We start from the raw sequence: 13441 nt of genomic DNA on the forward strand, positions 1-13441 counted from the left end.
ATCTGCGATCTTATTGAACAGAGATCGCAGATCAGCTAACTAATAACTTAACTAAGAACCTAGATCGAAATTTACGTGAACCATATTCATCTCGCTTTTTAGGATAAAACCTAGTTTCCGGCATAAATGCTGCATGGTATAGTTTTCGGGCAGGATTTCTGCCTTAATACAGCTGAGTTTTTCCTGGCGACCAATATCAAGCAAAAAGTATAGTAACTCCGTACCCAGACCTACTCCCTGGTGGCGATCGCTAACTAACATGCCAAATTTCGCCTCATTAGTTCCATGGATTTTGCTCAAACGACCCACGCCCAGAATTTCTCGCTTTTGAGTATCGGGATCAAGGGACTCTGCCACTAAAGCTAACTCCCGCTCATAATCGATAAAACAAATACTGGTTAGTCTTTCATGGGAAATTCTGGTTTGAAACTTTATTAAATGAAAATACCTTAAATAAATACTTTCCTCCGAAACTGTTTGGTGAAACTCAACAATCAGGGGCTCGTCTTCAGGGCGAATAGGACGAATTGTGACCTTTTTACCATCTCTTAATGTCCAATGTTTGATATATTGGCTCGGATAGGGTCGGATAGCTAAATTGGGAAGACTATTACTATTGTCTTCTGCCTCAATGTCCTGGCTATCATGGAGCAATACCCGAGCATCCAATGCTAATAGGGATTCGCTCGATGCTAGTAGCGGATTAATATCAATTTCTTTAATCCAGGGATTTTCGACCACTAGCTGACTAAAACGCACCATCAACTTAGCTAGGGCCGTCAAATCTACAGCTTCCCGACCTCTAACTCCTTGGAGAGCCTCATAGATGCGAGTTTGTTTGATCATCCTCCGGGCTAAGGTTGTATTTAGAGGTGGTAATGCCAAGGCACGATCCTTGAAGACTTCTACTAATTGTCCTCCGGTGCCAAATAGTAAAACGGGCCCAAATTGCTCATCGATACTACTCCCAATAATGAGTTCGTAGCCATCTAGTTTGACCATTGGCTGCACTGTAACGCCCAGGAAAGAGGATGGGGCGATATTTTCCACAGAATCTTTAATCAAGTTATAGGCATTGCTAACAGCAGCTGCGTTACTTAAATTAAGCTGCACTCCGCCGACGTCAGTTTTGTGGGTGATAGTTTCGGAGTGGAGCTTGAGAACTACTGGATAACCAATTTCTGAAGCTATTGCTACCGCTTGTTCTGGTGAGGTTGCGATCTCTGTCGTTACGGTCGGAATACCATAAGCAGATAATAACTTTTTCGATTCATATTCTGTTAATAGAGTGCGCCCGGCATCTTTGGCTCCATCGATAATACCTGTTGCGGTAGTCCGACAAATTTTGCGATCTTCTTCTTCTGCTAGGATCGGAGTCTCATATAATCCTTTGAGATTATAACTATAGTGCCACATCAAGTTAAACAGATGAGCCGCAGTATCCGGATAGGGAATAGTATAGATTCCTGCCCGCTTGAGAATATGATCTCCATCGGCAACTTTTTCTCCTCCCATCCAGCTAGCGAGTAAGGGTTTACCCTTTAATTCTTTGGCCGTTTCCTGTAGTTGAAAGGCTATTTTGGTAGCATCAGTCATAGCCTGAGGAGTCAGGATCACAAGTAAGCCATCACTATTTTGATCTTCTGCTAAGATCTTGAGGGTTTTTGTATAACGTTCTGCTGTAGCATCCCCCAAAATATCGACAGGATTGTCGCGACTCCAATGATTGGGCAATACTTGATCCAATTTAGCAATCGTCTCGCTCGATAGTTGGGCTAAGGTTCCTTGATTTTTGATCACCGAATCAGTTGCTAAGACTCCTGGCCCCCCAGCATTAGTCAAAATAGTTAACCTATTACCCTTCGGACGAGGTTGTTTGGCGAGAAGTTCGGTCATATTAAAGAGGTCTTCAATCGTATCCACTCGTAATACCCCGCAACGACGGAAAGCTGCGTCTAAAACCTCATCACTCCCAGCTAAGGTCCCTGTGTGGGATGCGGCTGCTTTAGCTGCTGCTCCAGTACGACCCCCTTTAATGACAATAATTGGTTTGGACAGGGCGACTTCTCTAGCGGCGGAGAGAAAAGAGCGGGCATCTCCAATCGACTCCATGTAAATTGCAATGCTTTTTGTGGCAGGATCATCACCAAGATGATAAATCAAATCACCCCAACTCACATCTAACATCGAACCAATAGAGACAAAAGCACTAAACCCAACGTTCTCCTGGAAACTCCAGTCTAAAATTGCACTACATAAGGCTCCACTTTGACTTATAAACCCAACGTTTCCTGGCAGTGCCATGGCTCCAGCAAAGGTCGCATTTAAACCATAGCGAGGACTCATCAATCCCAGACAATTAGGTCCGATAATTCTTATTTGGCTACGACGAGCTATTGTCAAGATTTCTTGTTCTAGTTCAATGCCGATGGAGCCAATTTCTTTAAATCCAGCCGAAAGAATAATTACGCCCTTAACTCCAGCCATCGCACATTGCTCGATGATTTTAGGCACTGTAGCGGCGGGGGTCGCAATGATCGCTAAATCGACTAGTTCAGGAATGGCGGTTATATCCCTATAAGCTTTGATCCCCAAAACATTATTCCTTTTCGGATTGATGGGGAAGACCGTACCACCAAAAGGACTACTAATGAGGTTCCAAAGTAATGTTCTCCCTACACTTCCAGGACGATCTGTCGCCCCAATAACAGCTACAGTTCTCGGAGCGAAAAACGCATCTAGGGGGCGTCTCCGAGCATGGATGACATCTTGAGCTGTTGTAATAGCTAAATTCATAGAGTTAGTCATAAAAATTGCTTCAGGATTTTATAAAATAATACCCAATTTTTCCAATTAATTATAGATAATAAATCTGCTGCAAAATGCTGGGAATCAGCTTTTAATTTTTACTTAATATTTGTAATTTACCATTAGTTATGCAAGATACTAAAAATAGAATATTATCTTGTATAATGATTGTGGAGGGCGGTGAATGTCTTGTTTGTTAAGTGAAAACACCGACGGCTCAAGATAAATGGTATCTAAATATATTTTACTGTAATAGACTTTTCTGAATACCTTGTCTTGAGAAAGTTGAATGAATTAATTGTACTCAAATGTACTCATAAATTATAATTTAAGGTACTCAAGAATTTTACTTTCTCCAAATTACAATTACTATCTAAAACCTCGTTTTATTTCTCTAGAATCTAATTGATTGAACAAGTAAATCACATAATTCATTGGAAAATGAAAACAGGTAAATATAACAGCATAGGAGGTAGATCCCAATGATGCAACAATGGAAAGATTTCGTTTCAGGAAAATGGACAGAAGAAATCAATCTTCGCGACTTTATCCAGCAGAACTATACTCCCTATGAAGGAGATGATTCCTTCCTCGCCAGCACGACAGAAGTTACCCATAAACTATGGTCAAAAGTCAAAGATTTAATGGCCATAGAACAGGAAAAAGGCATTTTGGACTCAGATGTCAAAGTTCCTTCGACTATTACAGCTCATGCACCTGGCTATATTGATCAGAGCTTAGAAAAAATTGTCGGTTTGCAGACCGATAAACCATTAAAAAGAGCAATTATGCCCTTAGGGGGTATTCGAGTCGTTAAAAGTTCTCTAGAAGCTTATGGCTATGAGTTGGATGGGCAAACTAAAGAGATTTTCACTAAGTATCGTAAGACTCATAACGATGGAGTTTTTGATGCCTATACTCGTGAAATGAAGCTAGCAAGACATTCGGGAATTATTACTGGCCTGCCCGATGCCTATGGTAGAGGCAGAATTATTGGAGATTATCGACGAGTTGCTCTCTATGGCTGCGATCGCCTAATTGCCGATAAAAAATCACAATTAACCTCTCTAGAAATAGATACTATCGACGAAGAGATCATTCGCCTCAGAGAAGAAATTTCTGAGCAAATTCGCGCCCTCAAAGAATTAGTTCAGATGGCAGCCAATTATGGTTGCGATATCTCCCAGCCAGCAAGCAATGCCAAAGAAGCAATTCAATGGACATATTTTGGCTATTTAGGAGCGGTTAAGGAACAAAATGGCGCCGCCATGTCCTTAGGTCGAGTTTCTACTTTCCTTGATATCTATTGCCAACGAGATTTGGAAAATGGTGATGTCACAGAAACAGAAATCCAAGAGATCATCGATCATTTCGTAATGAAGTTGCGTATGGTACGATTCCTGCGTCATCCTGCTTACAATGAATTATTCTCTGGCGATCCCACTTGGGTAACCGAATCCATTGGTGGCATGGGAGAAGATGGCAGAACTTTAGTTACCAAAAATAGCTTCCGCTTCCTACACACTTTATATAACCTCGGCCCCGCTCCTGAGCCAAATTTAACTGTGCTCTGGTCGGAAAGATTACCGAAGGGCTTCAAAAATTTCTGCGCCAAGGTTTCTGCTGATACTAGCTCTATTCAGTATGAAAATGACGATTTGATGCGCGGTTACTACGGCGATGATTATGGAATCGCCTGCTGTGTCTCGGGAATGCGGATTGGCAAACAGATGCAATTTTTTGGGGCGCGGGTAAATTTAGCCAAGGCGCTACTCTATGCCATTAATGGCGGTAAAGATGAAAAAGCTGGAGACCAAATTGCTCCCATGTTTGCTCCCATAACTTCTGAGTATTTAAATTATGAGGAAGTAACAGCGAAGTTTGATCTGATGATGGGCTGGCTAGCAAAACTTTATGTCAATACCCTGAATGTGATTCATTATATGCATGATAAATATTGCTACGAAAAGCTAGAAATGGCTCTTCACGATCGCGATGTTTATCGAACTATGGCCTGTGGGATTGCTGGCTTGTCAGTTGTGGGAGACGCTTTATCGGCCATTAAATATGCCGAGGTAAAGGTCATTCGCAATGAAGACGGATTAGCGGTCGATTACGAAATCACTGGTGATTATCCCAAATTTGGCAATAATGACGATCGCGTTGATCAGATTACGGCTCAGGTTGTAGAGGATTTTATGAACAAAGTCCGTCAACATAAAACCTATCGGGGTGCTGTTGCTACTCAATCAGTTCTAACAATTACTTCCAACGTAGTTTACGGTAAAAAAACTGGTAATACTCCCGATGGGCGCAAAGCTGGACAACCTTTTGCTCCTGGAGCTAATCCGATGCATGGTCGCGACACTAAAGGTGCGATCGCAGCCCTCGAATCCGTTGCTAAATTGCCCTATGAACATGCCCAGGATGGTATCTCCTATACCTTCTCCATCGTTCCTGAAGCTTTAGGTAAAACTGAAAGCGATAAGGTCAATAATTTAGCGGGCATGCTTGATGGTTATTTCCACGATACGGGTCACCATATCAACATCAATGTTTTAAATCGCGAAACCTTACTTGATGCGATGGAACATCCTGAGCTTTATCCTCAGCTAACCATTCGAGTATCTGGATATGCGGTTAACTTTATCAAACTCACTCGTGAACAACAATTAGACGTAATTAATCGCACCTTCCACGAACGAGTTTAGATTGCTTTTTTGGATAGTAAGGTAGCCCATGCTTACCTTACTATTTAGGATAATTTGACGTTTTCTGCCATAAGTGATTCCCGTTTTAAGGTTGAAAGCGCGACAAAAATCCCAATTATTGCCAGCAAAGCCATCGGGTAAAACACATATTGGTAAGAACCAAAGACATCTCTAATCCGACCTGTTGCCAGAGTGCCGAGCAAAGCACCTGCCCCATAGGCAGTAAAGACAATGCCATAATTTCGGGCATAGTTTTCAGGGTTAAACAAAGTTAAAGTTGCAGTGGGGGCTAGTGCTAGCCAACCTCCCAAACAAAACCAAAAAATACAAAAGGCTGTTAAATAGATTAATATTTGACCTTCCTGAGCGTTCATCATCAAAATTGTGGCAATCAAAATCAGAGTATAAGAAGCAACAGCAAGATAGCGAGGTGGAAAGCGATCCGTTAACCAGCCAAATAGGGGACGGCTGAGGCCATTAAACAAAGCAAACAGAGAAACGCTACTAGCCGCTAGAGTTGGGTCCATTTTAATTATTTCTTGGGCTACGGAACTGGAGATTCCGATAGCACTCAAACCAACTAAAGTGCCGATAGCGTAGCAGAGCCATAAACCATAAAAAGAGCGAGTACGAAATATATGAGAAGGAAGATAGTTCTGATTAGTAGCATTTTGACGAATAATCTTGCCGCCTTGGGGTTGCCATCCCTGAGGAGGTAGCTTCAACGTAGTTGCGATCACTAAAATAATTACAGCAAAGCCAATACCCAAAATAAAGAGAGTTTGTTGTACTCCATAAATATCAATTAAAGCTTTAGCCAGCGGAGCTGTTACCACAGGAGATAGTCCAAAGCCAATAATTGTCATGCCAACAGCTAATCCTTTCTTTTCGGGAAACCAACTAGCCGCAACCACCATGGGAATGCCATAAACTATGCCAACTCCTGTTCCGACCAAAACCCCATAGGTAATAATTAGTACAGAAATATTGGTCGCAAAACTAGAAAGTATATAACCAAGACCCACAATCACCCCGCCGCAAATCGTAACGCGACGAGTGCCTAGGCGATCGAGAAACAATCCGGTAATGGGCATTAAAGCCGAATAAAACAGGAGCACGAAAGTATAAGGTAATAAGCTCTCAGTTGCGCCAATATCTAACAATATTTCTAAGGGTTTTCTGAAAATACTCCAAGAATAAACTGTTCCCAAACAGAGTAATAGGAGTATTCCCAAAACCAGAAGCAACCATCTTCCCTGTTCGGCGGGTAGTCCGAATAATTTTAAATTATCACTGTTATCTTTCAAATTCATTGTCCAACAATTTGCTTAATGTTAATTTTCTTTAACACAATATTTTGGCTTTTACCAAATTATCAATACTGACTAAAATTTAGTTAGGAGAAACATATTTTTTGAAGCTAGTTCTGGGGTGAATTTCTTTGACAATATCTGAAGGCTTATTATGGTACTAACGGTAAAAATAAGCTATAAAAACTTCAGAATTATTTCAGTTATTTAATTATTTACCACAATAAGCTAGTCTAGAAAAAATATTAAAAATCCCCAATATTTCTTCAAGTTTCGACTAGCTATTAAGAACATAAATTGACTCGTATAGGATCATTAAAAAAATCTTAAAAAATCTTCAAGCGTTGGCAGTTATGAAAATATTTTCTATAATTTATGAAACATCTTAAACCAATAAGTATTAAGAATTTTGTCAAGCTGGTAACAGAAAAAATTGTTTTATTTTTACATATAGAAACCCCTATTTTTACCATTGATGAATCTCATTTTTTCACCCTATATTATTTATGGCAATAAAAGCTGTTCGATCTAGTATCAGAGGAAGAATTCATTCAACAGAAACCTGTGGAGCAGTTGATGGCCCTGGGATTCGTTATGTAATTTTTACTCAAGGATGTCCCCTCAGATGTCTTTACTGTCATAATCCTGACTGTCGAGATCCTCAGGAGGGGCAAGAAGTTACCGTTGATGAGTTGATTTTGGATATCCAAAAATATCATTCTTATATGGAATTTTCTGGAGGAGGGGTAACCGTAACTGGAGGCGAACCTTTGATGCAGCCAGAGTTTGTGTCAGAGATTTTTTGTCGTTGTCAAGAGTTAGGAATTCATACTGCTTTGGACACTTCTGGTTATGTAGGGTTAACCACAGCAAAGCCCCTACTAAAACATGTGGATTTAGTGTTGTTAGACATCAAATCTATTGATCCCAAAATTTATCATCAGGTGACAAATGTTTCCCTAGAACCAACCCTTGAATTTGCTCGTTATTTAAGTGAGATTGATAAACCAGCTTGGATTAGATTTGTCTTAGTTCCAGGTCTTACCGATCCGACTCATAATATTCGCAACTTGGCCAAATTTGTCGCAAGTTTAACTAATGTAAAAAGACTGGAAATTTTACCTTTTCATAAAATGGGAGAGTATAAATGGGAACAACTAGGGTATAAATATGCGCTAAAAAATACTCCAGAAGCATCTCCCGAATTAGTTGCCACAGCGAAAAAGATTTTTCAAGAATATGGCATTTCTGCCATTAGTTAAATATCCACAACTAACATCCAACATACAGTTATGAAAGTAACCAATATCGAAGAACTCAATACTCTAATTCAGAAAGTCAAAGCTGCCCAAAGTAACTATGCTAGTTTTACCCAAAAACAGGTAGATATCATCTTTAAGCAAGCCGCCTTAGCCGCTAACGAGCAACGCATTCCTTTGGCAAAATTGGCTGTGAAGGAAACTGGCATGGGAGTTATTGAAGATAAGGTAATTAAAAATCATTTTGCCTCCGAATTTATCTATAACAAGTACAAGCACCAGCCAACCTGTGGTGTTATTGAATCTGATGTCCATTACGGAATTCAAAAAATTGCCGAACCAGTAGGAATTTTAGCAGGGATTGTCCCCACCACTAACCCAACTTCTACAGCAATTTTTAAAGCCTTAATTGCCCTTAAGACCCGTAATGCAATTATTTTTTCACCCCACCCTAGAGCCAAAGAATGTACTATTACAGCGGCTAAAACAGTTCTCGATGCTGCTGTGGCTGCGGGGGCTCCAGAAGATATTGTGGGCTGGATTGATGAGCCATCGGTAGAACTGTCTAAAGCTTTGATGCAACATCCGAGCATCAATTTAATCCTAGCAACCGGCGGCCCTGGTATGGTAAAAGCGGCCTATTCCTCAGGAAAACCATCTTTAGGGGTTGGTGCGGGGAATACACCTGCGGTCATTGATGAAACTGCTGAGATCAAACTAGCTGTCAGCTCAATTTTGCTGAGTAAAACCTTTGACAATGGCATGATCTGTGCTTCTGAACAATCAGTTATTGTCGTCGATGAAATCTACGATCGCGTCAAACAGGAGTTTGCTCTCCGAGGGGCTTATTTCTTAAATCCAGAAGAACAAACAAAAGTCAGTCATGTCTTAGTTAAAGACGGACATATTAATCCGGGAATCGTCGGACAACCTGTAGTGAAGATTGCTGAGTTGGCGGGAATTGAAGTTCCTCCCGGTAGCAAGGTTTTAATTGGCGAAATCGAGGGAGTTGGCGCTCAAGAACCATTTTCTATTGAAAAACTGTCCCCTGTTTTGGCAATGTATCGGGCTACTAATTTTACTGCCGCGACAGAAACGGCAGAAGCTTTGATTTTATTGGGTGGACGAGGACATACCTCTGTCTTGTATACTGCACCAAGCAATCATGAGCGTATTGACTATTTTGATTCCCATATATCCACTGGAAGGGTCTTAATTAATACACCTTCTTCCCAAGGGGCGATCGGCGATTTGTATAACTTCAAATTAGATCCTTCTTTGACTTTAGGTTGTGGAACCTGGGGTGGCAACTCTGTTAGTGAAAACGTTAGTGTTTGCCATCTGCTGAATATCAAAACCGTTTCTGAGAGACGGGAAAATATGCTCTGGTTCCGTGTGCCTCCCAAAGTATTTTTTAAATATGGCTGTTTGCCTGTTGCCTTAAGAGATTTAGCAGGCAAAAAACGGGCTTTTGTGATCACCGACAAATCTTTGTTTGATCTCGGAATGATTAAGGAAGTTACTGATGTTTTAGAGGAGATGAATATCGAACATCAGGTCTTTTATGATGTGCAACCTGATCCTAATCTTTCTACTATTGAAATGGGATTAGCTAGGGTCAATAGCTTTAATCCTGATGTTATTATTGCTTTTGGTGGCGGTTCGCCAATGGATGCGGCCAAGGTAATTTGGTTGATGTATGAGCATCCTGAGGTTGAGTTTGATGGGATTGCCACTCGGTTTATGGATATTCGCAAGCGGGTGTATGAATTACCGGCTTTAGGGAAAAAAGCTCAGATGGTAGCAATTCCTACGACTTCGGGAACCGGCTCAGAGGTGACTCCTTTTGCCGTGGTCACAGACGATCGCACAGGAATTAAATATCCTCTTGCTGATTATGCCCTCACTCCTAATATGGCGATCGTTGATCCTGAATTAGTGCTGCATATGCCGAAATCTCTAACCGCTTTCGGTGGTGTTGATGCATTAACTCATGCCCTAGAAGCTTATGTATCGGTTTTGGCAACTGACTTTACCAGTGGATTATCTCTAGAGGCGATCGCCCTACTGATTAAATATTTGCCTCGTGCTTATAATCTGGGGGCTAACGATCCTGAGGCTAGAGAGAAAGTGCATTATGCAGCGACCATTGCGGGGATGGCATTTGCCAATGCTTTCCTTGGAATTTGTCATTCCATGGCTCATAAACTGGGGTCAACCTTTCACATCCCCCATGGTTTGGCTAATGCTTTGATGATCACTCATGTCATTCGTTATAATGCCACCGATGCACCGTTTAAGCAGGCGATATTCCCCCAATATGAATATCCCCATGCAAAAGAGCGTTATGCGGAAATTGCCGATTATTTACATTTAGGTGGTCATACTGCTGAGGAAAAAGTAGAAAAATTAATTGAGGCCATCAATAATCTCAAGATTGCAGTTGATATTCCCCTAACGATTAAAGAAGTTTTCCAGGGAACAGAACAAGAGTTTTTCGACCAAGTCGAAGAATTAGCTGAGCAGGCCTTTGATGATCAATGTACAGGTTCTAATCCTCGCTATCCTCTGATTAAGGATTTACAAGAACTCTACACTGTGGCCTATCATGGTTACCAAGGAGATATCCCAGAGGATAATTCGGAAGGGAAAGCTCTAGAAGAAATTATCTTGTAGCAAATATCTGTGCAATCGAACATAGCTGAAACTTTTGCTCTTTAAAGTTCAGATAATATTTTTTACACGACTTGGCAATTTTACGGTCTAGTCAGGACTGGTGTTAGGTTTTAGGTAGTAGGTTTTAGGTAAAAAAGTCATATTTTGATTTAGGTCGCAGAATATTTTAGATATAAAGAGTTTTGGCGTTGCTGAATCCAGATATGAATTTGTTTCGCGCAAAGGCGCAAAGACGCAAAGAAAGAAGCAAAGAAGATTAGTCCAAAATTCTTTCATGTTTTAAATCAGCAACGCCAGAGTTTTTATGTCTATCATTGCTAGATTCACCGTTTTTCGGGATTTCCCTAACACCTAACACCCAACACCTAAAACCTTTTACTCGCAACTAACTTAATTTTGCCAAGTCGTGTTTGTTAGAAACTAAAACCAGTTTTGTCGTCGTTTATTAGCTTGCGAAACTGGTTTTTTTATTTGTCTTCTTTTAAATCGAAGGTAGAAGGCAGAAGGTAACTGGCATAGTGGTGAGTCTAATTCTCCCACTATGCCCTGTTCCACTTAAAGAAGTGGAGGAATTCAACCTAAAGGGATAAGTTAGAAGTAGTTTTATCCTTCTGCTCTCTCTCTTGGTGAGCGTTCCCTTGCGCCTGACGGCGGCGCGGGGTCTCACCGCTGCCTTCTGCCTTCAAGGGCGAAGCCCCGTTAAATTCAGTGGCTCGAAAAGAAATTCTATTTCGTAATTATTTATACTAAATTATCTTATAAAGTATAATTTTTATCTATAAACATAGATTGTTATTGATGCATAAATATCCGAGAATGGAGTCATAAAGCTCTTGCATTGGTAAAGTTAAAAATTCTTCTAAAAACTTAATTTTTTCTTAGCTTTTTGCTATGTTAAACCTACTCAAAATACCAGTGCTTTAGGTTAAAAATACCCATGTCTTAACCCATATGGAAGTGAGATTGCCTTTGCTATAGGGGTTTTGCTAATTTGAGTACACCCTTAATCAGTTTAATCCAAGCCTCAAAAATTCTTTTATTAATAATAATCTGGTATAAGTTTCTTAGGCTAGCCCAACAGTATTATCAATAGTCTTTTACGTTGCTCTTTGTTCTTTGTCTATCCTCAAATCATTTATTAACAAAAGACAAAAGACCAAATTACTAATAATCAAATTAGGAGAATTTTATGAAAATAGCAGTTTCCAAAGAACAGGAGCTAGGAGAGCTTCGCGTAGCCCAAGTCCCCAATACTGTATCTCGTCTAGTCAAACAAGGCTTTGAGGTTTGGGTAGAAGCAGGAGCTGGTGTTGGAGCCGGCTATGATGATGCTGCCTATGAAACAGCAGGAGCCAAGATCATTGACAACCCCGTTGTTCTATGGGAAGAAGCAGATATCCTGCTTAAAGTTCAGCCTCCTGGCAGGCGGGATGGTTGGGCGGAGATCGACATGCTGCGACCCGGGGCAACTCTGATTAGTTTTCTCGATCCTTTAAGCGATCCTTTGATAATACAACAGCTTGCCCAGCGACAGGTTACAGCCTTCAGCATGGAATTGATTCCTCGTACAACCCGTGCTCAAACCATGGATGCCTTGTCTTCGCAGGCGAACATTGCCGGTTACAAATCTGTGTTGCTAGCAGCCGCTAGTTTACCGCGAATTTTCCCTATGATGACTACCGCAGCAGGAACAATTCCTCCGGCTAAAGTTCTAGTTTTGGGTGCAGGGGTTGCCGGGTTACAGGCGATCGCAACTGCTCGAAGATTGGGTGCAGTCGTAGAAGCTTTTGATATTCGTCCGACAGTGAAAGAACAAGTTCAAAGTGTTGGTGGCAATTTTATTGAGATCGCCCTTGAAGAACCAACTGAAGCGGAAGGAGGTTATGCCCAACAAGTTGGGATGGATACCCAAGAGCTAATTTGTCAGGGTTTGAGCTCCTATGTTGCCAAGGCCGATGTGGTTATTACTACAGCTCAAGTACCAGGGAAGCCCGCACCTTTATTAATTACGGAAGAGACAGTTTCTCAAATGAAACCCGGCTCAGTAATTATCGATCTTGCCGCAGAAAGCGGTGGGAACTGCTCTTGTAGTGAAGCAGGCAAAGATGTTAACTATCAAGGGGTTAATATTCTTAGTCCGACGAATTTGCCGAGTACAGTACCAGTTAATACCAGCCAGATGTATGCCAAAAATCTTTTAAACCTGGTGGGCTATTTAGCCAAGGATGGCGAATTGCAGCTCGATTTTGATGATGACATCACTAGTAGTGCTTGCGTTACCCATGGTGGAGAAATTCTCAATCAAAGAATTAGAGAAGCATTATTAGTTATTAGTCATTAGTTATGTTGCGGGTTTTTGGTTATTTATTTAGGAGTGGGTCTTATGGAAGCAGGATTACTTACTGGCTTAGTCGTTTTTGTCTTAGCATCATTTGTGGGGTTTGAGGTGATTAATAAAGTCCCTCCCACATTGCATACGCCCTTAATGTCTGGTGCTAATGCTATTTCTGGTATTTCCGTGGTTGGGGCCTTACTAATTGCTGGAGTACCGGAGTGGAATCTAACAACTATTTTGGGTTTAATTGCGATCGTGTTAGCGACTGTCAATGTTGTGGGCGGTTTTTTGGTAACGGATCGCATGCTGCAAATGTTTAAGAAGAAGGAAATAGCCTAGGGG

Annotated in this window: 7 protein-coding genes; 5 read left to right on the forward strand and 2 right to left on the reverse strand. The window is 41.1% G+C overall.

Annotation, left to right across the window (positions count from 1 at the left end):
• Positions 1 to 51: 51 nt before the first annotated feature.
• Positions 52 to 2808, reverse strand: a complete 2757-nt coding sequence (locus XEN7305_RS23785) for a bifunctional acetate--CoA ligase family protein/GNAT family N-acetyltransferase (RefSeq protein ID WP_006512094.1) — start codon at positions 2806 to 2808, stop codon at positions 52 to 54.
• A 482-nt stretch (positions 2809 to 3290) separates the two neighbouring features.
• On the opposite strand from XEN7305_RS23785, the gene pflB reads away from it, so the two are divergent.
• The gene (pflB, locus tag XEN7305_RS23790) at positions 3291 to 5519 is read left to right on the forward strand and encodes a formate C-acetyltransferase (protein WP_006512095.1); all 2229 of its coding nucleotides are present in this window, start codon (positions 3291 to 3293) and stop codon (positions 5517 to 5519) included.
• A 44-nt stretch (positions 5520 to 5563) separates the two neighbouring features.
• Here pflB and XEN7305_RS23795 read toward each other — a convergent pair whose 3' ends face one another.
• Positions 5564 to 6832, reverse strand: a complete 1269-nt coding sequence (locus XEN7305_RS23795) for an OFA family MFS transporter (protein ID WP_006512096.1) — start codon at positions 6830 to 6832, stop codon at positions 5564 to 5566.
• 503 nt (positions 6833 to 7335) lie between these two features.
• Between XEN7305_RS23795 and pflA the strand changes: the two genes are divergently transcribed.
• The 4 genes from pflA (at position 7336) to XEN7305_RS23815 (ending at position 13438) form a co-directional block, all read left to right on the forward strand.
• A complete protein-coding gene (gene pflA, locus XEN7305_RS23800; RefSeq protein WP_006512098.1) occupies positions 7336 to 8091 on the forward strand; it encodes a pyruvate formate-lyase-activating protein in 756 nt (251 codons plus the stop codon).
• Positions 8092 to 8121: 30 nt separating this feature from the next.
• On the forward strand, positions 8122 to 10764 hold the full coding sequence (gene adhE, locus XEN7305_RS23805; protein ID WP_006512099.1) for a bifunctional acetaldehyde-CoA/alcohol dehydrogenase: 2643 nt from the start codon (positions 8122 to 8124) through the stop codon (positions 10762 to 10764).
• Between the two features lie 1189 nt (positions 10765 to 11953).
• A complete protein-coding gene (locus XEN7305_RS23810) occupies positions 11954 to 13105 on the forward strand; it encodes a Re/Si-specific NAD(P)(+) transhydrogenase subunit alpha (protein ID WP_006512100.1) in 1152 nt (383 codons plus the stop codon).
• Between the two features lie 42 nt (positions 13106 to 13147).
• Positions 13148 to 13438 carry an NAD(P) transhydrogenase subunit alpha gene (locus XEN7305_RS23815; protein WP_006512101.1) on the forward strand — a complete coding sequence of 97 codons (291 nt, stop codon included), beginning with the start codon at positions 13148 to 13150 and terminating at the stop codon, positions 13436 to 13438.
• Positions 13439 to 13441 lie beyond the last annotated feature (3 nt).

This window comes from Xenococcus sp. PCC 7305 (genome assembly GCF_000332055.1).
GTDB lineage: Bacteria > Cyanobacteriota > Cyanobacteriia > Cyanobacteriales > Xenococcaceae > Xenococcus.

Bases quoted from the DNA above. Each gene is read 5' to 3' on its own strand.
- XEN7305_RS23785 (WP_006512094.1), bottom strand. From the start codon at position 2,808: ATGACTAACTCTATGAATTTAGCTATTACAACAGCTCAAGATGTCATC.
- pflB (WP_006512095.1), top strand. From the start codon at position 3,291: ATGATGCAACAATGGAAAGATTTCGTTTCAGGAAAATGGACAGAAGAA.
- XEN7305_RS23795 (WP_006512096.1), bottom strand. From the start codon at position 6,832: ATGAATTTGAAAGATAACAGTGATAATTTAAAATTATTCGGACTACCC.
- pflA (WP_006512098.1), top strand. From the start codon at position 7,336: ATGGCAATAAAAGCTGTTCGATCTAGTATCAGAGGAAGAATTCATTCA.
- adhE (WP_006512099.1), top strand. From the start codon at position 8,122: ATGAAAGTAACCAATATCGAAGAACTCAATACTCTAATTCAGAAAGTC.
- XEN7305_RS23810 (WP_006512100.1), top strand. From the start codon at position 11,954: ATGAAAATAGCAGTTTCCAAAGAACAGGAGCTAGGAGAGCTTCGCGTA.
- XEN7305_RS23815 (WP_006512101.1), top strand. From the start codon at position 13,148: ATGGAAGCAGGATTACTTACTGGCTTAGTCGTTTTTGTCTTAGCATCA.